Consider the following 21,781-nt stretch of genomic DNA (forward strand, 5'->3'; position numbering starts at 1 on the left):
TCCTCCCGGCATTCCTCGACTACTATCAGCGCTTTCCCGGCTACGGGTTCTGGGCCGCGCTCGAGAAGACGACCGGGGAATTCCTCGGCTGGTTCCACTTCCGGCCGGGCCCCGACGATCCACAAGATCAGCCGGAACTGGGCTACCGGCTGCGCCACGCGGCGTGGGGAAAGGGGCACGCGACAGAGGGATCGCGGGCGCTGATCGCCAAGGGGTTCACCGAGTTCGGGGTGCAACGGGTTGTAGCTTCGACCATGGCAGTCAACACGGCCTCCCGAAGGGTGATGGAGAAATCCGGGATGCGCCTCGTGCGGGCCTTCGTCGCCGAATGGCCGGTGACAGTCCCGGGCGATGAGCACGGCGACGTCGAGTACGCGATCACCCGAGATGAATGGGAGGCTGACGATTCTCGCCTTCGTCGGCGGTAACCCGCGGGCATCAGTCGGCCGGACGTAAGACATTGCTGAGCATTCCCTCGCAAACACTCGACTCCCCCGGAAACATGCGGAATCCCGCCCGATCCGACCCAGGTACGATCCGATCCGAAGCCCGAAGTTTGGACAATGTACACACCCCAAAATTGGCCGGCTCGAGGATTCAGACGAAACCCTGCCCTAGCGCCTTCAACCGCTAAAGAGCCGGCCGATGACAGTGCATATGCCGTGCTCCACTCACAGCTCACCGACGCCTCCATTTTCTTCAAGGCGTGTTACATGGCCGTCCTCACGGCGGAGGGCGGCTTGTCCCATCTGCCTGGGACGGAGATTCCGCTGTTAGAGCCCACGCAGCCGGTGCAGCAAGAGTGCGACGTGTAGGGATGTCCTGGATTCGGCGTCGTCGAGATCCACCGCCAGCAGTTCCTCCAGTTTGGCCAGCCGAGCGTAGAGCGTAGGACGGCTCAGGTAGCCGCTGCGGGCCATCGCCGCCTTGTTGCCGCCGGATTCCAGATACTTCCCGAGCAGTTCCAGCTGGCCGCCCTGGCCCTGGGCTTCAGCGGTGAGCAGGGATGCCAGTTCCGATTCGACGAACTGCTGCACACGCGGGTCGTGGCGAAGCAGGGCCAGAAGTCCCCGGAGCCGGACATCCGTGGCTCGGTAGAAAGACTTTCCGCCGTCGCGCAGGGTCGCCGCCGTCTCGGCGACGTGGGCCGCTTCGTCGATGCCCGCGGCGGCCTCGAGAAGGGAACCGGTGGGGCGTCCGACGCCGATGGTCCAGCGCGGCGCCGCCCAGGCTCCCGCGTCCCCGGAAGGACCCGTGTGCTCGGCAACGACCCGGGCGAGGTGCTGGAGCACCGCCTCCTGGAGCCGGTGTGCCGGCAGGCCCAGGATCATGCCGACCGAACCCGATCGGATGCTGGCCGTCAACGCGGTGCCGGAGCTTGTTTTGAGTGTCCGGGCCAAGAGTTCCAGCAGTTCCCGCTCCTCCTGCTGGCCGGCGAGCGGATCGCCCGACGGAAGTGTTGCGCCGCGCGGGGCAACCTGCTGGGCCGGGGTGGTCCGGAACACGACAGGCACGTAAAGCGGTGACCGCTTCAGCCCCAGAGATCCGGCGCGTGCAAGGGCTTCGGCGTCGCTCAGTCCGCGGGGCTGGCGCAGGGCGTTGAACAGACCTGCCTGGGCCTGCTGGCTCAGTTCGAGCCGGTCCCGTTCCGCGAGGCGGTTAATGGCCAGGGTCTGTGCCGCGCGCTCCAGGACCATTGCGGCCGTCTCGTCGTCGTCGAGCGGCACCGGCACAATCAGCCGACCCCACAGATGCCGCCGCACGCCCACCGGCGTCTGAAGCCATTCCTCCGGCCCGGTCCGAGCCGTCGAGGCCGGCGACGGCGTGGTTCGGGACCGCCCCTCCCAGTCGTCCAAGAGATCTGCCGTGTCCAGCTGCCGGGCGGAATAGCTGAGGACCAGATGGGAGAGGTCCTCCAAGACCACGGGGGCGTCGATCATCATCGCCGCCTGCTCCACCACCTGCTGGCTCCCCGCGCTTTCCAGACTCAGGACGGTGAAGGCTTCATGGACATCTCTGGCGCGCTCCACGCGTTCCAGCTGCTCCGCCACGATCATCCGGTGCACTACTTCCGTGACCTGGACGAACCGCACGCGCCGCTCGAGGACAATCACCGGAATCGAGGCCCCCTTGGCCGCGGCCCGCAGCGCGGCCATGCTGCGTTCCCTGTTTCCGATAAGTTCGACGATCAGCCCGGCGGCTGCGGCCCTCTCCAGGGATCCGATGAACGACGCCGTGAGGCCGGGTTCCTTTTCCAGCTCAAGGCCCGTGGTCAACACCAGTTCCCCGCCGGAGAGCAGCCCGCCGACGTCGAGCAGCTCGCTGACATGCACCCAGCGCACCGACGCGTCCAAACCGGCTAAACCACCGAGCACCCTCGGGTCCGCAGCACGCAGAACGGGAAGGTCAAGGATGGCACGGACCGTAGGCAGCATTTACAGAGTGTAATCCCAGAAGCTTAATTCTTTACACACTGCCCCTTATGGGGTTACGCCGCCGCGGACAGACTGGACGCACAGCACGGCACCGAATGCCGCCTCACATCAAACAGCACTGAGGAGAATCCTTGAACACGATCAAGCACTGGATCAACGGCACCTACGTCCCCGCCGGGGACCGCACAGCCCCCGTCACGAACCCCGCCACCGGAAAGGTGACCGGACAGGTTGTGCTCGCCAGCGTCGCTGAATGCGACGCCGCCGTTGCCGCGGCCAAGGCCGCCTTCCCGGCCTGGCGCGACACGTCGCTCGCCCGCCGCACCCAGATCCTTTTCGCATTCCGCGAGCTGCTAAACACCCGCAAGGACGAACTCGCGGCCATCATCACATCAGAGCACGGCAAGGTCCCGGACGATGCCCTGGGCGAGGTCACCCGCGGCCAGGAGGTCGTGGAATTTGCCTGCGGCATCCCGCACCTGCTCAAGGGCAGCTTCACGGCGAACGCCTCCACCAACGTGGACGTCCATTCCGTCCGCCAGGCCCTGGGACCGGTCGCCATCATCAGCCCGTTCAATTTCCCGGCCATGGTTCCCATGTGGTTCTTCCCCCTGGCCATCGCCGCGGGCAACACCGTGGTCATCAAGCCGAGCGAAAAGGACCCGACCGCCGCCAACTGGATGGCCGAACTGTGGAAGGAAGCCGGGCTGCCCGACGGCATCTTCAACGTCCTGCACGGCGACAAGGTGGCCGTCGATGCACTGCTGACCCACCCGGACATCAAGGCCGTCTCCTTCGTGGGCTCCACACCGATCGCCAAGTACGTCTACGAGACCGCCACCGCCAACGGCAAGCGCGTCCAGGCCCTCGGCGGCGCCAAGAACCACATGATCGTCCTGCCCGACGCCGATCTCGACCTCGCCGCCGACGCCGCCATCAACGCAGGCTCCGGCTCCGCCGGCGAACGCTGCATGGCCATCTCCGCGCTGCTCGCGGTGGGCGACATCGCGGACGAACTGGTCGGCAAGATTGCCGGCCGAGCAACCTCGATCCGCACCGGCGACGGACTGCGCGGCTGCGATATGGGTCCGCTCGTCACGGCCCAGCACCGGGACAAGGTGGCTGGCTACATCGACGCCGGCGAAGCGGCCGGCGCCACGCTCGTCGTCGACGGCCGCACCATCGCCGCCGACGCCGAAGGTGAGGGATTCTTCGTCGGGCCGACCCTCTTCGACAACGTCACCACCGACATGTCCATCTACACCGATGAGATCTTCGGCCCGGTCCTCTCCGTGGTCCGCGTCGACAGCTACGACCAGGCCCTCGAGACGATCAATTCCAACCCGTACGGCAACGGCACCGCGATCTTCACGAACGACGGCGGTGCGGCCCGCCGCTTCGAGAACGAGGTGGAGGTCGGCATGGTGGGCATCAACGTTCCGGTGCCGGTCCCAATGGCCTACTACTCCTTCGGCGGCTGGAAGAACTCGCTCTTCGGCGACACCCACGCCCACGGCACCGAAGGCGTCGGATTCTTCACCCGCGGCAAGGCCGTCACGTCCCGCTGGCTGGACCCGAGCCACGGCGGCATCAACCTCGGCTTCCCGCAGAACGCGTGACCGGAACGTCAACAGAAAGGCAACTGCCATGACCTCCACAATCGATAGCGGCATCCGACCGGGCCACGACACTGCCGACGCCGCACGCCGCGCGTACGAACTGGACCGCAGGCACGTCTTCCATTCCTGGTCCGCCCAGGACCTCATCGACCCCATGGTCATTTCCGCGGCCGAGGGATCCCACGTCTGGGACGGCGACGGCAACAAGTACCTGGACTTCTCCTCGCAGCTGGTCAACACCAATATCGGCCACCAGCACCCCGCCGTCGTATCCGCGATCGCCGCCCAGGCCACGAAACTGTGCACGATCGCCCCGAGTTACGTCAATGACGCGCGCTCCGAAGCCGCCCGTCTGATTGCCGGGCGCACCCCCGGCGAACTGGACAAGATCTTCTTCACCAACGGCGGCGCCGACGCCAACGAGCACGCGATCCGGATGGCCCGGCTGCACACGGGCCGTCACAAGGTGCTCTCCGCCTACCGCTCGTACCATGGCGGCACCCAGCTGGCCATCAACGTCACGGGTGACCCCCGCCGCTGGGCCAGCGACACCGCCAGTAGCGGGACTGTGCACTTCTTCCCGCCGTACCTGTACCGCACGGCCTTCCATTCCAGCACCGAGGAGGAGGAAAGCCAGCGCGCCTTGGAACACCTGGAACAGCTGATTAGCTTCGAGGGGCCTTCAACCATCGCCGCCCTCATTCTGGAAGGCGTCCCGGGCACAGCCGGGATCTACATGCCGCCCCCTGGATACTTGCAGGGCGTCCGGGAGCTCTGCACACGGCACGGCATCGTCTTCATCGCCGACGAAGTCATGTCCGGCTTCGGCCGCACCGGGACCTGGTTCGCCGTCGAGCACTTCGACGTCGTCCCCGACTTGCTGACCTTCGCCAAGGGCGTGAATTCCGGCTATGTTCCGATGGGCGGCGTGGCGATCAGTCCGGAGATCGCTGCCACGTTCGGCACGCGCGTTTACCCGGGCGGCCTGACCTACTCGGGCCACCCGCTCGCGGCGGCTGCCGCCGTCGCCACCATTAACGCGATGGAGAACGAACAGATCGTCCAGCACGCGGCAGCCCTCGGCGAGACGGTGATCGGCCCGGCCCTCCGCGGATTCGCCGAAACCCACGCCTCGGTCGGGGAAGTCCGCGGCACGGGCGTGTTCTGGGCCATCGAACTCGTCAAGGACCGGCAGACCCGCGAGCCCCTCGCGCCGTACGGAGCCTCGAGTCCGGAAATGAACCAGCTCGTGGCGGCCTGCAAATCCCGCGGACTGCTCCCGTTCGCGAACTTCAACCGCATCCATGTCGTCCCGCCCTGCAACACCAGCGTGGAAGACACCCAGACAGGCCTGCACATCCTGGACACCGTGCTGGACATCGCGGACGGGTTCGCCGCCACCTGATGAATCCGGAGACAGTCGCGCCGGACAGGAGCTTGCATGCGACGCGCCCACAAGTGATGCTGGCGTTGCCTTCGGAGATGGACGTCAACTCAGCGGAATACGCGTGGTCGTGAGCCTTCAGATGGAGAAGGCGAGACTTCCGATGTGGTCGAGGAGCGTGTCGCGGTCGAGACCCAGAAGGGCCGAGGCGATACTGGCGACCAGGTCAAGCACGTCCTCGCTGCTGGCGGTGCCGGCCAGTACGTCCATGACCAGGCCGTCTTCCTGGGCCACCAGCGTCCGCGCTATCTTCGCCGGTTCCAGGACGGGAAAGAACTCACCGGCCTGCATTCCGTCGGCAATGATTTTTTCATACGTCGCTTGCTGGGTGCGGATGAGTTCCGCTTGGATCCGTCGGTGCTCCACGTCCCTGATCGAATGGGTCCAGTACTCGTAAAGAATCCGGAAGGTGTCGTCCTCCAGTCCTGCCGTGGTGCCCGCGCTGATGACTGCGGCGAGCCGGACCGTCGGGCTCATGGCAGGGTCCGCCGCCTCCGCCAGCCGTGCGAGGAATCTGGCAGATGAGGCTTCGACGGCTGCCGCGGTGATCTCGGCAAGGCTTCCGTAGTAGTACAGCACGGCGTTTGGGGCCATGCCTGCCTCCGCCGCAATCGCCCGCAGCGTCGCGGCTTCCGCACCGTCACGCGCGGCGACGGCCTGTGCCGCCGCCGCAATCGCCCTCCGGCGCACTTCCCTCTTGCTGAGGTCCGCCATTGCCACTCCTCCCCCGGTCCGATGCCTATTGACAGCGAGTCTAGACCCGTATTGAATGGTATTCAAATTTGAATGTGATTCAAATAACTTTGATTCGATGAGGAGTCTCCGTGTCACATCCCCTTCCACCCCCCACCGTTACACCTCCCACCCTTCCGGTTGCCGCTGCGAGCAAGGGACTGAAGGCCGGCTCGATCGGCATCGGCCCCACGGTGGCATTGGGTCTCGCCGCGGTGGCCCCGGCGTACAGCTTGGCGGTGACCTTGGGCTTCGTTGTCCTGGCGGTCGGGTCGAGCACACCCGCGGCGTTCCTTCTGGGGTTCGTGCCTATCCTGTTCACGGCCTTCGCCTTCCGGGACCTCAATCGGGAAATGCCGGACTGCGGCGGGGTTTTCGTGTGGATCTCCCGAGTCTTTGGCCCATGGTCGGGCTGGTTCTTCGGTGGCTGGGTCCCCCAAGTTGCCACCTTCATCTCCAGCGCGGCCTTGGCGCAGGTTGCCACGACGTATCTTCTGACCTTTTTGGGGCTCGGCTGGGCCGCCTCCCAACCGGTCATCGTCGCGGCCATCGCGTGCGGGCTGATCGCCCTGAGCGGCGTCGTGGCGGCCCGCGGAATCGAACTCTCCGCGTGGCTTCAATACGCATTGATCGCCTTGCAGCTGGTTGCCCTGGGCGGTTTCTGCGTCGGGGCCTTTACCGCGATGGCCGCCGGGACCGCGGCGGAAGGTGCCGAGCAGCCACGGCTGGACTGGTTCAACCCACTTGCCTCCGGCGATCTCTCCGGCCTGGTCCACGGCGTCATCCTTTGCCTGTTCATCTACTGGGGCTGGGACGCGCTGATAGCGGTCAATGAGGAAACGACCGACCGCAAGGGAACACCCGGGCGGGCCGTGGTCATCACCACCGTGATCCTTCTGTTCTTCTACGTCGTGACCGCGACGGCCGCCGTCGGATTTGCCGGGACCGCCGGCATCACGGATCCTTCAACCGTCTCGGACGTGCTGTCCGTGCTTGGCCCCCAGGCCACCGGTGGCCTCTTCGGGCAGGTGATCATCCTCGCCGTCGGCATCTCGGCATTGGCGGCGCTGATGACTGTCGCGATCAGCAACCCCCGGTCCTGGCTCAGCATGGGAACTTACGGCGCACTGCCCGCTGCCACCACGAAGATGCACCCCTCCAGAGGGACACCCACCACGTCAATCGTTTGGTGGGCGCTCCTGAGCATTGCCGTGACAGTAGTTCTGACAGCGATCAGCGCCGACTTCATCGGCCTGGCTATTCTTTCAGTCGGCCTGATGATCGCCGCCTACTATGCCGCGACGGCGCTGGCCTGTGTCGTTTATTTCGCTCCCCAAATGCGCACCTCCACCTCTGCCCTTGTCATCAAGGGCATCCTTCCTGGCCTGGGCGCCCTCCTGATGACGGGAGCGTTTGCGTACAGCGCCGTCGACATGTTGTCCCCCGACTATGCCGGGCTCTCCTGGCTCGGTATCGGAACCGTGTTCTGGATCGGCATCGGCGCCCTCGCCTTGGGCGTCCTGGTCGTCGCCATCATCCGCCCCAGACTCCGGCCCTACTTCGCCGGGCAAACGATCCCCCAGGGAACTTTCTCCACCCGCAACGAACTGCAATCCATCCTGAGCAGCGAAACCGAGGCATAAATGCGCGTCCTATCCATTGCAGCAATCCAAACGAAACCCGTGCCCTACGACGTCGAAGCAACTTGGGAACGCTTCGCTGCCCAGGCCGAAACCGCCAAAGAGCTCGGTCCTGAGGTCGACATCATCGTTGCACCAGAACTTCTGCTCGCAGCTCCCGGGGAATTCCTGATCCCTGACCCTGAGGGCGAAACCCGCTCCGCCTGCCCCATCCCCAGCGCGCTCACCGACCGGATCGCGGATCTGGCCCGCCGCCTGGGGGTCTGGCTCGTGCCCGGCTCCCTGCTGGAAACCGACGGCGGCAACACCTACAACACGGCAATCGCTGTTTCCCCCGACGGCGAGATCGTGGCCCGGTACCGGAAGCTCTTTCCCTGGCGCCCGTTCGAAACAACGACGCCGGGCGACTCGTTCGTGACCTTCGACATCCCCGGCCGGGGACGCGTAGGCCTCGCCATCTGCTTCGATGGAAGCTTTCCCGAGGTCGCCCGGCAACTGGCATGGCTCGGAGCGGAAGTCATCATCCAGCCGACCCTCACCACGACCCGGGACAGGGAAATGGAAATCGTGATGTCACGGGCCAACGCCTTTGCAAACCAGGTGTACATCGTCAACGTCAACGGCGCCGACCCATCAGCAGTCGGAGAAAGCGTCATCGTGGACCCGGAGGGCACCATCATGCAGCAGGCCAGAGGAGGCGAGGAAATCCTCTTCGGCGTCCTGGACCTCGACCGGGTCACCCAGGTCCGCCGCTACGGAACCCACGGCATCAACCGGCCCTGGGCTCAACTCCACGACCAGGAAGGAATCCTCCGTTACCCGATGTACGGCGGCGCACACTTCCAACCCCCGGCGTGGAGCACCCCGGACCCGGAGGATTCACGCGTGAATCGGCTCAGCACTTCAAGGGCCTGACCGCTTCCTTCCACGGCCGCACCCCGACCACATCGAGTGCGTACCTCCGGCCCCGGAGGTACGCACTCGTTGCCAGAAACGACCATCGACAGCACGATCTCATCCGCACCAGCCGGCTGTCGGCCGCTGTGAAGCCGTACGACCCTTGCCGCCGACACTCTAGGCGCGTGCCCAACATTCAAGATCACGGGAAGTCTGATGCCCAATAACCTCAAATCCGCGGACACTGTCATCGTTAATGCCGGGGTGCACACCTTGGATCCAAAACAACCATCCGCCAGCACCATCGTCATCGCGAACGGCAGGATTCTCGCCGCTGGCGGCAACCACCTTCTTGGCGAGCACCGGGGTCCACGAACCCGAGTGCACGATGCCAAGGGCCAAACCATCACGCCGGGACTCATCGACGGACACATTCACCCCATCCAAGGTTCGGAAATCACGGTCGGCGTAAATTTCGGCCCAGTGTCAACGTTCGACGCTTTCCTCGCCGTCCTGCGCACCGAAGCAGCCAGGGTTCTTGCAGAGAATCCGGCGGGGTGGGTCCGGGGATGGAACCTTGACTACGGCGTCTTTGAAGGGAGGCGAATATCCGCTGACCTGATTGAAGAGTCGGTCTGCGGCCTGCCGGCGTACATTCTCCTGTTTGATCTTCATACCGCATTGGCGAGCAGGAAAGCTCTGAGACTGAGCGGCATCACAGGTGGGCGCCGGTTTTGCGACAATTCAGAGATAGTTATTGACGAGGCCGGCAACCCCACCGGGGAGTTGCGGGAATCCACTGCCTACGAATTGGTTGGATCCACCGCGCCGGCTCTTTCTGCTGCGCAGGCCGTTGAGAGGGCACGGGAGCTGATCTCCTGCTTGTCGAGAAGCGGCATCACCTCAGGAACGATCATGGATGGTGACCTTGCTTCGCTCGATTTCATCGACAACATCGACAGCACCGGATCGGGCTTGCCCGTCAGGCTGGTTTCCGCACTCGAGCATCGGCCCGGCCTGACTGCTGAAGAAGCACGGTCTTACGTCTTGTCGAAGGACCGACGGGGTCGGCGCTGGCGCGGCGGGCTCGTCAAGCTCTTACTCGACGGTGTAATCGACACGGGAACCGGCTGGCTCTATGAACCGGACACGATGGGCGGCGGATTGAAATCATTTTGGCCCGATCCGGCCGACTATGCTGCAACCGTCAAGAACTATAGCGACGCAGGATTTCAAATCGCGACGCACGCTATCGGTGATCGAGCCATCGGTGCTGCGATCGACGCATACGTCTCGGCCGGCGTGCGGTCCCGGCGGGGAGCCCCGCACCGCATTGAACACCTGGAGTGCATTGCGGACAAGGATCTCGCACGTCTTTCCACGGCCGGAATAACCGCGTCGATGCAGCCCTTGCACATGCAGTGGCGAAAGGCGGACGGATCCGATTCTTGGTCCAGTCGCTTGGGCGCCGAGCGATCGAAACGGGCCTGGAGGATCCGTGACGTCATCGATTCGGGTGCTCCGGTTGCGCTGGGCTCGGATTGGCCGGTGGCTCAGTACGACGCGCGCATCGGCATGGCATGGGCACGCCTGCGCCGCATCCCAGGCCGGACCGATGCGCATGTCTTCGAACCTTCACAAAGGTTGACGGCGCTCGAAGCGCTCAAGGGCTTCTCGGTTTGGGCCGCCGAAGCCCAAGGAGACCACGACCAGGGAAGAATCCGGCCCGGGAACAGGGCGGACCTCGCGATATGGGCCGACGATCCCCTTCTGGTTTCAGCCGACGACCTCATTGACCTCCCGATCGAATCGACCTGGGTGGATGGAGAAACTGTCTTCAGCCGCCAAGAATAGGCCGACGTCACCGCCCAGGGGTCCGCCAACAACCACAGACGGATCCATGGCCGCGCTCCATCCCAGCCCGACACCCGCAGGCGTTCACCCCTGACCTGACAGGGCTCGCTGCGAACCAATCCCTAACCTGCGCGGTACCGCAAGTCCCCACGACTATGCCCGCCGCGAGGCCAATGAGCTCCGCAGACACACCTGTAGAGGGTAGGTATAGGGACGCCGAGGTTTTTGGCGACTTCCCCGGGTGTGCCGGCGGAGGTTGTCGGAATCGAGCCGGACGAGGGCGATTCGCTGCTGTGGTTCTGGTGGTTTGCTTGCTAGTGATGGGCCGCTCACAGAGTGCGCCAAGGCAGCGCGCGTGCGGGAAATTTCGTTGTTCGACAACGCCGGTTGGCGAGCGGATACTGAAGAAACATGAAGCCTACCCAAAGCGGGTTGCGCATCCAGCTTCTCGGCTCGTTCATCGTGTACGTCAACGGGAACGCCGTCGAGAACAGCCACTGGCGGCTGCAGAAGGCAAAGGCCGTGGTGGCAATGCTGGCGCTGGCGCGTGGTCAGCGTGGCCGTCGCGAGCAGGTACTGGACCGCTTGTGGCCTGACATGGAGCCGGTGGCCGCCGCACGGAATCTGCATCAGACCCTGTACGTCGCTCGCCGTGCGCTCGCTAGCGCTGGAGCCGGCAGCGACGGGCTGCTCGCCATCCGCGGTGAAGTGCTCGTGCTGGATGACACTGGCCCGGTCGATGTCGATGTCCTGCAGTTCGAGCGTTCGGCCGTGGCAGCGTTGGCTGCAGGTGTCGAGGCAAGCCTGCGCGATGCGGCCGACTTGTACAGTGGTGATCTTCTGCCCGAGCTGCCGGATGCGGACTGGCTGACGACACGCCGCGATGAGCTCCGGGAAATCCATCGCGAAGTACTGGTGAAACTGGCGTCGACCGTGGCGCAGCGCGCGCCGGAGGAAGCGTTGGTCATCCTCACCCATGCGCTCGAATCCGATCCCGTCCACGAGGGAGCCGTGCGCGCGCAGATGGTGTTGCTGGCTGGGATGGGCCGGCGGTCGGAAGCATTGGCGCGATATGAGCGGCTGGTCGACGAACTCCTCGACGCGTTCGGGACCGACCCGGACACCCGGACAATGGCACTGTTTCGCGAGTTGTTGACCGGTTCGCCGCCCGAGGAACGCCTCCACCAGCCCGCCGGCGTGACCGGCAAAGACGATGCCATCGGTTATCTGCCATCCCCGTTGACAAGCTTCATCGGGCGCGAGCGTGAGCTCGTTGACGTCGAGCGGCTGATGGGCCATGCTCGCCTGCTCACACTCACCGGGGCTGGCGGCAGCGGCAAGACCAGACTGGCATTGGAGGCCGCGAAGACAATTCGTCCTGAGTACGTGGACGGAGTCTGGTTCGTCGACCTCGCGGCCGTTGGGGAATCGCTGCTGGTGGCCGATGCCGTAGCCGAGGTCCTCGGGCTGGATTACGGCGCGGCACCAAGCCGCGTGCAAGCGCTGGTCGACCAACTGCGGCGACGCTCGCTGCTCCTCGTGCTGGACAACTGCGAACACTTGCTAGCGGCCTGTGCGCAACTCGTCGTCGCGCTACTTGACGGATCCCCTGGGGTTAAAGTGCTGGCCACCAGCCGGGAGCCACTCCATGCCGACGGGGAGTACACCTACCGGGTGCCGTCATTGCCCCTGCCCTCGCCCCTGGGGACCGACGCTCTCGACCTGGCCGTGCTGGGCCGTCTGCCCTCTGTCCGGCTTTTCGTTGAGCGGGCAGCGCAGGTCCGGCCGGGTTTCGCGCTCGACGCCGACAACGCGCAGGGGGTGACAGAGTTGTGCCGACGGCTCGACGGAATGCCGCTGGCCCTGGAATTGGCCGCGGCCAGAGCGGCCGTACTCGAACCCGCCGAGATCGTCCAGGGATTGGGCGATGCTTTGTCCATGCTCGGCAGGGGAACCAGCGGCGTCACGCGGCACCAGACGCTGCGTGGCACCTTGGAATGGAGCCACGAACTGCTCACCAAACCGGAGCAGGTTCTGCTGCGCCGGCTGTCTGTGTTCGCGGGTGGTTTCACCCTCGACGCTGTAATCGCAGTCTGCGCTGACGCGCCCCTCCAGCAGATCGAACTGCTCGACCTGTTGGCCAAGCTGGTGGACAAGTCTTTGGTGGTCACCGAAAGGACGGGCGCCGGGACCCGATACCGGCAATTGGAGACGGTCCGCCAGTTTGGCCAGGAGAATCTCGATCCTGCAGGTGAGGCGGCTCAACTGGCGGCTGCGCATTGCGCCTACTTCCTTGCCGTCGCCGAATCCCACAATCCCGAACGGGCCACCGGGGTGGTCATCGAACAGCCGAAGTTGCTCGACCGCGAGCACGACAACCTGCGCTCGGCGTTGCGCTGGTCGTGCGCCCGCGAGCCCGAGACCGCGCTCCGGCTCGCGGCCAGCCTGTGGCGGTTCTGGTTCGTCCGCGGTCACGCGGTCGAGGGAGCACGTTGGGTCGAGCGTGCCTTGGCGGTGGCTCCCGACGCGACCAGGTCTCGCGCGGCTGCTCTGATCGGCCTGACCGGGCTGGACAGCCGGCAGGGCCGCGGCGATCGGCATCGGGCGCTCGGCGCGGAGGCCCTGGCAATTATGCGGGAGATCGGCGACCCCGACGAGGTGACGATGGCCCGGCTCATTGAGACCTCGCTCGCCTGGAGCACTTTCGACTTGGACGAGGCCGAACAACTGGCAGCCGACGTGCACACCGAGGCAGTCGAGGGTGGCAGACCCGAGCATTGCGCTGCCAGCAGTTGGCTGCTCGGCCAGTGCGCGTTGTCCCGGGAGGACGGACCACTCGCCGCCCGTCACCTAAACACCTGCCTGAGAGAACTCGACCAGTCTGAGACCAGCACTCCACCCTTCCTGCCGGTGATCACGCCCAGCCTGCAACTGGTCCCGATCGCCGGACGGTTGGTCCCCTGCGTCGAGGAGACCCTGCTGTTGGGCCGGCGGGTTGGCGTCATCCAAGCCAAAGGCTACGTGCTGTCCGCGCTCGGCTACGCGGCCAGGCTTTCGAGAGACACGCAGTCTGCGATATCCGTCATCACGGATGCAGCCGAACATTTCGCCGAGTTAGGAGATGACCTGGCTAGGGCGCAAACGCTTCACCAACTTGGCTGCATTCTGCGCGACTGTGGCGACTACAGCGCGGCCGCTGAGGCCCTGTCCTTGGCGCGGGAGCTTCGGCTCGGCCTGGGCGACCGACGCGGCGAGCTGCTGACCGAGATTAATATCGCCCTGCTCCGCGCCATGGGTGGTGATATCGACCGCGGCCTGACAGACGCTCGGCGTTGCCTTTCAGGGTTCGAGTCCGCGGGAGATCAGGTGGGGATGGGCGCCACGCTGACCATTCTCGGTGCCGCCGAACTGATCTCCGGGGAGGTCCGGGCAGCGCGGGAAATGTACAGGCAGGCAGCGGAAAAGGTCGCTCCATGGCGTCGACACACTGGCTGGCAACGGTTGATGGTGGCAGAGCTATCCAACGAGCTCGGCGACCCGCATCGGGCGGCCCGCGAAATTGACAGGGCTGGGGCGATTTTCGACCGAACGAGATGCCTCATCGCCGGTCAGCGGCTGGCCGCACTGCGTAGGCGGGACTCGGATGATGATGTTGAGACGGCGTTGAGTGCCCGTTGAGGACGGTTCACTAGCGTTATTCCTGGATCTGACAAATGGATCTGACAAACCAACAGCAATCAGGAGGAACGCATCGTGACAACGACGCAGACTAGGCCGACCCGCATCGGCGAGGCCACCATCGCCGAGTTCGCCGCCGGGCTGCGCGGCACGGTCGTCAGGCCAGGGGACGCGGACTACGACCACGAACGCAGCATCTGGAACGGGGCCCACGACCGCCGCCCGACGCTCATCGCACGCTGTGCGGGTGTGGCAGATGTGATCCGCACGGTCGATCTCGCGCGCAGTGAGGGGTTGCCGTTGTCGGTTCGCGGCGGCGGACATTCGATCCCCGGGTTTTCCACCGTCGACGACGGTATCGTGCTGGACCTTTCGCTGATGAAGGGGGTCCAGGTGGACCCCGCCCGCCGCCGCGTGGCGGCACAGGCAGGGTGTACCTGGAAGGACCTGGATGCAGAAACCCAGCAATTCGGGCTTGCGGTGACCGGTGGCCTGGTGTCCTCGACCGGCATCGCCGGCTTCACCACCGGCGGCGGCATCGGCTGGCTCGTGCGCAAGCACGGGCTGGCCAGCGACAACCTGGTCGGCGCCGACGTCGTCACTGCTGACGGGCAGTTTATTCACGCCAGTGCCGACGAGCACCCCGATTTGTTCTGGGGACTGCGCGGCGGCGGCGGCAATTTCGGTGTGGTGACGTCCTTCGACTATCAATTGCACGAAGTGGGGCCCATCGTCCTTTCCGGCCTGGTTTTCTACCCCGCAGAAGAGGCGGAGCAGGTGTTGCGCGGCTATCGGGCGGCCTGCGCGGCGGCCCCCGATGAGCTGACCACGCTGGTCAACATGACCACGGCGCCGCCGGTCCCGTTCCTGCCAGAATCAGTGCACGGCAAGCCGGTCATCGCTGTGGGAGGGTGCTGGTCCGGCGATCTAGATGCCGGCGAGGCCGCCACCGCGCCCTTCCGGTCATTGGGCACGGTCATCGCCGATGTGTTCACGGCCAACCCGTACGCGGGGTGGCAGCAGGCGCTCGATCCGCTGTACCCGCGGGGCGTGCACAACTATTTCCGCTCGGCATTTCTGCGCGCCGCCGACGACGCGTCCGTGCGCGTGCTGCTGGACTCGTTTGCAGCATCGCCCAACGCCATGACGGAGATTCACCTGCACCACCTTGGCGGCGCGGTCGGCAGGGTTCCTGCCGAAGCTACGGCCTTCGCACTCCGCGACCAGGAATTCATCGTCAATGTTATTGCGCGCACGCCGACGGCGGAAGGCTTCGCGGATGTCGTGGAGTGGGCCCGGGGCGTGACGTCCGCGCTTGGTCCGGATGTGGCGGCCTACGTGAATTTCACAGGTGAAGCGAATACGACGCTCGTGCGGGCGTCGTACCCGGCGGATACATACCGGCGGCTCGTGGAACTGAAGAACGAATACGACCCCACCAATCTATTCCGGTTGAACCAGAACATCGCCCCCACTGTGTGACTGCACGGTCTGCGTGAGACGTGGCTGATCGCCCGAGGATCGGGAAGCAACCTGACAGACTGCGCCAGAGGCACCTCGATTCCCCCGTCAACTGACCGGCAMCGCCGGTCAGTTGACGCGGGAAAGGACACCCGAATGACCCCACACCCCAGCACGCGGAGCGTCCACTAGCCGGGGCCCTGACCCCGCACTCACAGACGTCTCCATCGAATAGATCGTCCGTTCTGGATGAGCCGGATATCCAGGGCGGGTGCCATGCTGGCCCCATGGATGATCAGTCCGCTGCCTGGCAGTCACAGTCTCGGCCGCGTGCTTATCAGACAGGGCGGATGGAAGCATTCAGCGACGTCGTGTTTTGCCATTGCGACAACGCTCATCATTCTGGAGATAGCCGTCCCTGCCGGCTCCGCCGAGGACCTCGTGGCCGCGCTTCCCGCCCTGTGGCCGTCGTACTTGGCCTAACTGGTCAGCTTCGCGACGATTGGGGCGATCTGGTTTTGCCACACGGTTATCACCAACTGCCTCGACCATGCCGACTCAGTGTTTATTCGGCTGAACCTGCGGTCCGCGCGCATCGGCGGGCAACATCAAGTCCTGGATGCGGTTCGTCCGACGGAGAGTGAGGGGCTGTGAGCGACGTGGCTGAGCGGCAAGTGGGTGCCGCCGGGGTCGTGCTGTTGACGTTGGCGATGGGGCAGTTCGTGATGGCCCTGGACACCACCGTGATGAACACGGCGATCGCGACGGTGGCCAGCGACCTCGGGACCACGGTGACCGGCATTCAGACGGCGATCACGCTCTACACGCTGGTGATGGCGTCGTTGATGATTACGGGCGGCAAGATCGGCGAGATCATCGGCCGGAAGCGGGCGTTCACGATCGGGTGCGTCGTTTATTCCTGCGGATCGTTGACGACGGCACTGGCCCCGAACCTGACTGTGCTGATCATCGGCTGGTCATTCCTGGAGGGTCTGGGAGCCGTACTGATCATGCCGGCGATCGTGGCGCTCGTCGCGTCAAACTTCGGCAAGCCCGAACGGCCGCGTGCCTACGGGCTGGTCGCCGCCGCCGGCGCCATCGCGGCGGCGCTCGGGCCGCTGATCGGCGGCGCGTTCACCACCTACGCCTCGTGGCGCTGGGTGTTCGCCGGCGAGGTCCTCATCGTGGTCGTCATCCTGCTGCTCGCGCGGCGCGTAAACGACACACCCGCTGCGGAGGGTGTCCGCCTCGACCTCGTGGGCACGGCGCTGTCGGCGCTCGGTCTCACTTTGATCGTCATGGGCATCCTCCTCTCGGGGTCGTGGGGGTTCGTGCAGCCCAAGCCCAACGCGCCTGAGTGGCTCGGGCTGTCTCCGGTCATCTGGCTCATCCTCGGCGGCGGCGCGGTCCTGGCCCTTTTCATGGTGTGGGAGAACCACCGCATCGCACGCGGTGAGGGCGCGCTCATCGACCCCGCGATGCTCCGCAACCTCCAGCTGCGCAGCGGCGTCACCTCCTTCCTGTTCATGTACCTCGTCCAAGCAGGCACTTTCTTCGTCGTCCCACTGTTCTTGTCCGTGGCGCTCGGGCTTTCGGCGATCGAGACCGGCGTGCGCCTGCTGCCTCTTTCGCTGACTCTGCTGATCTTCGCCATAGGCATACCGAAACTGCGCCCGGACGCTTCGCCACGACGTGTCGTCAACGCCGGCTTCGTCGCCCTGTTCACCGGCCTGGTGCTCCTGGTCGCACTGCTCGAAGTCGGTGCGGGACCAGAGATCGTGACCTGGCCGCTGCTGCTCGCGGGTTCCGGACTGGGAGCGATGGCCTCCCAGCTCGGCAGCGTCACCGTGTCCGCCGTGCCTGACGAACAAAGCGGTGAGGTCGGCGGTCTGCAGAACACCGGCACCCAGCTCGGCGCCTCGATCGGGACCGCGCTAGCCGGCGCTGTGCTCATCTCCGCGCTCAGTGCCTCGTTCTTCGCCATCATCCACGACAACCCGGAAATCCCGGCCACCCTCGAGTCGCAAGCGCAAATACAGCTCGCCGATGGGGTTCCGTTCGTTTCCGACGCGGACCTGAGGGCCGCGCTCACTGCCGCGAACGTTCCCCCCGCGACTATCGACGCGGTCGCGGAGGCGAACACGGACAGCCAGATCCAAGGGCTACGCGCCGCCATCTCCATCCTTGCCCTGATCACACTGCTCGCCCTGGTCTTCACCCGCGGCATACCAACCATTCAACCCGGCACCCAAACCAAGCAAGACTCCCAACGGGCGCCGTAATCCTTAACGGCTCGCAAGCACACCAGAGCACCGGTGAACGGTGCCGGTTCGGTGAAGCCGGTCCTACTCTCCCATGGAGGGAACAGGATCGTACGGCGCGAAACTCAGGCAACAAGCCTCCGAAGCCGGCTTAATAAGTACCGTCGTACGCCGAGGCTGTGTACCGGGTACCTCCGGAATACAACTCGCCTGAAGTGCTTCCCGAGAAACCGTCACAGTTGCCGGTCGTGTCGGCGCAGGGTTCTCCGTTCCCTCCTCTGTCCGTTTCGCCATTCTCAATCCACCCCGTTCGGGTGTTGCTGCTCGTCCTTAGTGCGCTGTCCGCGGCGGAGGGATCCGGCGGAGTTCAACACCGCATTGCGCATCGCGATGCCCGCTCGGGTCTTGGGTACGAGGAGGCGCGATGCGATGCCGGCGCCCCGTAGTAGCGGTCGGACGTGTCTGCGGTGCCTGTGTTCATAGCCGGCGAAAGCAGCGGTGTGGTCGCCCGGATGGGCGGCAATCGCGTCGGCGAGGGTCTTGGCTCCAACGATCGCGCTGCTGGAGCCTTCACCGAACAGCGAGATGCAACTCGCCGCGTCACCGAGCAGCACCACGCGGCCGGCACTCCACTGCGGTACGTCCACGCGGGTGACGGCGTCGAAGTACCTATCGCCGGACGCACCCCATTCCTCGAGCGCGAGCGTGGTGAGCCATCCGCCGCCGGCGTAAGTGGACTCGACGAGACGCCTGCCTTGTTCCGCATCGCGGTAGTCGAAATCGTGCTGCCCACGGAAGATAAAGGCGAAACCGGGCTTCCCACCCGCCGGATGGATGGTCAAGGAGGTTCCCGGTTCGTTGTACAACAGCACGGTGCGCGGATCCGCGACCGGCACAGGGGCGCGCACGGTGCCCACGAACATGCCGAAAGGGCGGGAAAAACGTTCCTCGGGGCCGAATGCCAGGCGCCGAACGGTGGAGTGGAGTCCGTCGGCTCCTACGACCAAGTCGAAGCGACGGGAAGGGGTCCGCTGAAACTCGACGTCGATTCCGCCGCCGTCTTGGTGCAAGGCAGCGATCGAGTCGTCCGGGATGATGAGACTTGTCTCCCGGGCCTTGTCGAACAACAAGCCGACGAGTTCATTGCGTGCGACCTCGACCTCCTGATGGCGGTCGACGCGCCGGTGCGTGCGGATCGTGGCCTGTGGCCGCCCGTCCGCGTCGACGAAGACCAGACGTTCGACACCGGTGGCAGCCTCCTCCAGGCGCGACCAGATGCCCATTTGCCGTGCAATAGCGACCGCTGCACCGCGTACGTCGATCGGGTTGCCGCTGGATCGTGTGTTGGCCGCTCTTTCCACGATCGTGACCGACCAGCCAGCCTTCTCCAGCCAGTACGCGGCGGTCGAGCCGGCAATCCCACCGCCGGAGACCAGTACGCTGCGATCCACCATGTCCCCATTCAAGCACTCAACTCCGGAGGCAAGTCCGCACCGCTGGCGATCCCACGTCGGACCCAATTTCCGGTACGGATCACACCGCCATCGAGCGGGTGGTTAGGCTGGGTGGATGGCGACAGTTATTCTCGTGCGGCACGGCCGCACCACAGCCAATGCCACTGGGCTGCTGGCCGGTCGGGCCGTCGGTGTCAGCCTGGACCAGATCGGGCGCGACCAGGCGGCTCTGACCGGAGACCGGCTCGCGGCCGTGCCAGTAGTCGGGGTGGTGTCGAGCCCTCTTGAGCGTTGTCAGCAGACCGCCCAGCTCATCCTCGATCGCCAGGCTGGCTCGCCGTACGCGCCGGTCGATCTCGATCTCACCGAGTGCGATTACGGCCAGTGGCAGGGCCGCACGCTCAGTGATCTCGCGACCGAGGATTTGTGGCCCGTTGTGCAGTCGCAACCGTCCGCCGTCGTCTTTCCCGGCGGTGAATCCATGGCCGCGATGCAGGCTCGGTCGGTGGCAGCGATTCGACGCCACGATGCAGCCTTCGAAGCCGAGTGCGGGCCAGGGGCCGTGTGGGTGGCGGTGAGTCACGGTGACATCATCAAGTCAATCCTCGCCGACGCGCTCGGCATGCACCTTGACCTGTTCCAGCGTATTAACGTGGGCCCCGCCTCCGTATCGATCGTGCGCTACGGCGCTAGTCGGCCGAGCGTCTACGCGACCAACACCGACGCTGGTGATCTGTCTTGGCTGTCGAACGGCATCCACTCTGGAGACGCGCCGGTGGGCGGCGGTGCAGGGCAAAAGGCGCCATGAACCTCATGTGCCTAGAATACTGACATGCCTACACGCGTTCACGAGTTTGCCTGGCCTGATCGGGTCGTCGTTGGCAACATTGGCCTTCCGGGGGCGCGCACGTTCTACCTCCAGGTGCGCGCAGGGACGCAGATCGTGAGTATTGCCCTGGAGAAGCAGCAGTCGGCTCTGCTCGCGGAGAAGATCGACGAAATTCTCGACCAGCTCATCACCGTCGAGGGCAACCCCTTCAGCGTTCCCACGAGTACTCCCATTGAACTTGTCGACAATGACCAGCTCGAGGCCGTTCAGGAGCAGTTTCGCGCCGGCGCCATGAGCTTAGGTTGGGACCCAACCACGGCCCAGGTCGTAATAGAGGCCTACCCCATCACCGATGTCGATGCTGATGACAACGACGAATCGCTTGATGAGGACGGCGCTAACGAGCCCGAAATGCTGCTGGTGCGAATGCCGGTCGGCACCGCCCGCGCATTCGCAAAGCGCACCCGGGAGATCGTGGGCGCCGGGCGTCCGACGTGCCCGCGCTGCGGTTACCCCATAGACGCCGACGGGCACATCTGCACCCTTCCCGAGGTCTGATGCCAGCGCCGGACCTAGTGACCGCCGAGTTGACGCTCACCGGCCGCATCACGACGGCTTCAAACGCTACATTTCTGGGCAGCATCGGCGACGTGGTGGTCGTCTATAAGCCGATAGCAGGCGAAAGTCCGCTGTGGGATTTTCCCCACGGCACACTGGCTCACCGGGAGGTGGCCGCCTACCTGGTCTCGCAGGTCTTCGGCTGGGACGTCGTGCCGCACACTTGGCTGCGCGATGGTCCGATGGGCGAAGGAATGGTGCAGCTCTGGCAGGAGCAAGACCCAGCCCAAAGCGCCGTGAACCTGGTCGCGACGGACCACGTGCCGGAGACGGGCTGGAAACACGTTCTCGAGGGACGAGATGAGAACGGACGGATGGTCGCCCTCGTTCACGAAGACTCGCCAGCGCTCAGACGCATGGCGGTGTTCGACATGGTCGTCAACAACGCCGACCGCAAAGGCGACCACATTCTTGCCATGACGGACGGACACCGGCACGGCGTGGACCATGGGCTCACCTTTCACCGAGACCACAAGCTGCGCACGGTGCTGTGGGGATGGCTGGGGGAAGCTCTGACCGCCGAGGAACGCGACGGCATCGATCGTGTCAGCGAAGGACTGCACGGTGGGCTGGGCCGAAACCTGGCGGACTTGCTCAGCGCCGAAGAAATCGCATCGCTCGCCGCGCGCTGCGCCCGGTTGCGCTTGGCAGGGCAGTTTCCGGCTCCGAGCGGTGAGATGCCGGCGGTGCCCTGGCCGCTGTTCTAAGGGAATTATGGCTACGGGCTTCGCAGGCTGTGTCACGTTGATGGCATGGATCTTAACGTAGCGACGGAGCTCATCATTCCAGTCACGTCAATGAACAGGTAACAAAAAGACAAACCGCCGACCAGCCACCAGCCGCACCCATATCGCAGGGT

16 protein-coding genes are annotated in these 21,781 nt (G+C 65.1%); 13 read left to right on the top strand and 3 right to left on the bottom strand.

Annotated elements, in window-relative coordinates; translation table 11 throughout:
* The coding region (locus AC1DXI_RS09795; protein WP_476938432.1) for a GNAT family N-acetyltransferase at window positions 1-428 on the top strand (428 nt) is incomplete at its 5' end.
* Between the two features lie 345 nt (window positions 429-773).
* On the opposite strand, the gene AC1DXI_RS09800 is transcribed toward AC1DXI_RS09795, so the two are convergent.
* Window positions 774-2,435, bottom strand: coding sequence for a PucR family transcriptional regulator (locus AC1DXI_RS09800; protein ID WP_476938433.1), 1,662 nt, complete (start codon window positions 2,433-2,435; stop codon window positions 774-776).
* 131 nt (window positions 2,436-2,566) lie between these two features.
* On the opposite strand from AC1DXI_RS09800, the gene AC1DXI_RS09805 reads away from it, so the two are divergent.
* Both AC1DXI_RS09805 and AC1DXI_RS09810 read left to right on the top strand, forming a co-directional pair.
* Complete coding sequence (locus tag AC1DXI_RS09805; RefSeq protein WP_476938434.1) at window positions 2,567-4,054, top strand: CoA-acylating methylmalonate-semialdehyde dehydrogenase; 1,488 nt, start codon at window positions 2,567-2,569, stop codon at window positions 4,052-4,054.
* Between the two features lie 28 nt (window positions 4,055-4,082).
* On the top strand, window positions 4,083-5,459 hold the full coding sequence (locus AC1DXI_RS09810; protein WP_476938435.1) for an aminotransferase class III-fold pyridoxal phosphate-dependent enzyme: 1,377 nt from the start codon (window positions 4,083-4,085) through the stop codon (window positions 5,457-5,459).
* Between the two features lie 117 nt (window positions 5,460-5,576).
* Here AC1DXI_RS09810 and AC1DXI_RS09815 read toward each other — a convergent pair whose 3' ends face one another.
* Window positions 5,577-6,212 carry a TetR/AcrR family transcriptional regulator gene (locus AC1DXI_RS09815; protein ID WP_476938436.1) on the bottom strand — a complete coding sequence of 212 codons (636 nt, stop codon included), beginning with the start codon at window positions 6,210-6,212 and terminating at the stop codon, window positions 5,577-5,579.
* 110 nt (window positions 6,213-6,322) lie between these two features.
* On the opposite strand from AC1DXI_RS09815, the gene AC1DXI_RS09820 reads away from it, so the two are divergent.
* From AC1DXI_RS09820 to AC1DXI_RS09850, 7 genes are all read left to right on the top strand, one after another.
* Complete coding sequence (locus AC1DXI_RS09820; protein WP_476938437.1) at window positions 6,323-7,873, top strand: APC family permease; 1,551 nt, start codon at window positions 6,323-6,325, stop codon at window positions 7,871-7,873.
* Window positions 7,874-8,785 carry a carbon-nitrogen hydrolase family protein gene (locus AC1DXI_RS09825; protein WP_476938438.1) on the top strand — a complete coding sequence of 304 codons (912 nt, stop codon included), beginning with the start codon at window positions 7,874-7,876 and terminating at the stop codon, window positions 8,783-8,785.
* Window positions 8,786-8,983: 198 nt separating this feature from the next.
* Window positions 8,984-10,621: an amidohydrolase gene (locus tag AC1DXI_RS09830; RefSeq protein WP_476938439.1), complete on the top strand. Its 1,638-nt coding sequence runs from the start codon at window positions 8,984-8,986 to the stop codon at window positions 10,619-10,621.
* A gap of 411 nt (window positions 10,622-11,032) precedes the next feature.
* Complete coding sequence (locus AC1DXI_RS09835) at window positions 11,033-14,299, top strand: BTAD domain-containing putative transcriptional regulator (protein WP_476938440.1); 3,267 nt, start codon at window positions 11,033-11,035, stop codon at window positions 14,297-14,299.
* A gap of 75 nt (window positions 14,300-14,374) precedes the next feature.
* Window positions 14,375-15,781 (top strand): FAD-binding oxidoreductase, encoded by a 1,407-nt coding sequence (locus tag AC1DXI_RS09840; protein ID WP_476938441.1) that lies wholly within the window; start codon window positions 14,375-14,377, stop codon window positions 15,779-15,781.
* A gap of 309 nt (window positions 15,782-16,090) precedes the next feature.
* A complete protein-coding gene (locus tag AC1DXI_RS09845) occupies window positions 16,091-16,243 on the top strand; it encodes a TMEM175 family protein (protein WP_476938442.1) in 153 nt (50 codons plus the stop codon).
* Window positions 16,244-16,410: 167 nt separating this feature from the next.
* Entirely contained in the window at window positions 16,411-18,042 is a 1,632-nt protein-coding gene (locus tag AC1DXI_RS09850; protein WP_476938443.1) for an MFS transporter, read from the top strand.
* A 275-nt stretch (window positions 18,043-18,317) separates the two neighbouring features.
* Here the strand turns inward: AC1DXI_RS09850 and AC1DXI_RS09855 are convergent, their stop codons facing one another.
* Complete coding sequence (locus AC1DXI_RS09855; protein WP_476938444.1) at window positions 18,318-19,475, bottom strand: FAD-dependent oxidoreductase; 1,158 nt, start codon at window positions 19,473-19,475, stop codon at window positions 18,318-18,320.
* 115 nt (window positions 19,476-19,590) lie between these two features.
* Between AC1DXI_RS09855 and AC1DXI_RS09860 the strand changes: the two genes are divergently transcribed.
* Genes AC1DXI_RS09860 through AC1DXI_RS09870 form a run of 3 tightly spaced genes read left to right on the top strand, consistent with a single transcriptional unit; the run spans window position 19,591 to window position 21,629 of the window.
* Window positions 19,591-20,283 (top strand): histidine phosphatase family protein, encoded by a 693-nt coding sequence (locus AC1DXI_RS09860; RefSeq protein WP_476938445.1) that lies wholly within the window; start codon window positions 19,591-19,593, stop codon window positions 20,281-20,283.
* Window positions 20,284-20,307: 24 nt separating this feature from the next.
* Window positions 20,308-20,862, top strand: a complete 555-nt coding sequence (locus AC1DXI_RS09865; protein ID WP_476938446.1) for a DUF3090 domain-containing protein — start codon at window positions 20,308-20,310, stop codon at window positions 20,860-20,862.
* Window positions 20,862-21,629 carry an SCO1664 family protein gene (locus AC1DXI_RS09870; RefSeq protein WP_476938447.1) on the top strand — a complete coding sequence of 256 codons (768 nt, stop codon included), beginning with the start codon at window positions 20,862-20,864 and terminating at the stop codon, window positions 21,627-21,629. The genes AC1DXI_RS09865 and AC1DXI_RS09870 overlap by 1 nt, the downstream gene beginning before the upstream one ends.
* The last annotated feature ends 152 nt before the right edge of the window (window positions 21,630-21,781 follow it).

Source organism: Arthrobacter sp. P1_H7, from assembly GCF_056405215.1.

What these genes read in the sequence shown, in the direction of transcription:
- AC1DXI_RS09800 (WP_476938433.1), bottom strand. Translation starts at nt 2,435, where the DNA reads ATGCTGCCTACGGTCCGTGCCATCCTTGACCTTCCCGTTCTGCGTGCT.
- AC1DXI_RS09810 (WP_476938435.1), top strand. Translation starts at nt 4,083, where the DNA reads ATGACCTCCACAATCGATAGCGGCATCCGACCGGGCCACGACACTGCC.
- AC1DXI_RS09815 (WP_476938436.1), bottom strand. Translation starts at nt 6,212, where the DNA reads ATGGCGGACCTCAGCAAGAGGGAAGTGCGCCGGAGGGCGATTGCGGCG.
- AC1DXI_RS09825 (WP_476938438.1), top strand. Translation starts at nt 7,874, where the DNA reads ATGCGCGTCCTATCCATTGCAGCAATCCAAACGAAACCCGTGCCCTAC.
- AC1DXI_RS09830 (WP_476938439.1), top strand. Translation starts at nt 8,984, where the DNA reads ATGCCCAATAACCTCAAATCCGCGGACACTGTCATCGTTAATGCCGGG.
- AC1DXI_RS09835 (WP_476938440.1), top strand. Translation starts at nt 11,033, where the DNA reads ATGAAGCCTACCCAAAGCGGGTTGCGCATCCAGCTTCTCGGCTCGTTC.
- AC1DXI_RS09855 (WP_476938444.1), bottom strand. Translation starts at nt 19,475, where the DNA reads ATGGTGGATCGCAGCGTACTGGTCTCCGGCGGTGGGATTGCCGGCTCG.
- AC1DXI_RS09860 (WP_476938445.1), top strand. Translation starts at nt 19,591, where the DNA reads ATGGCGACAGTTATTCTCGTGCGGCACGGCCGCACCACAGCCAATGCC.
- AC1DXI_RS09865 (WP_476938446.1), top strand. Translation starts at nt 20,308, where the DNA reads ATGCCTACACGCGTTCACGAGTTTGCCTGGCCTGATCGGGTCGTCGTT.
- AC1DXI_RS09870 (WP_476938447.1), top strand. Translation starts at nt 20,862, where the DNA reads ATGCCAGCGCCGGACCTAGTGACCGCCGAGTTGACGCTCACCGGCCGC.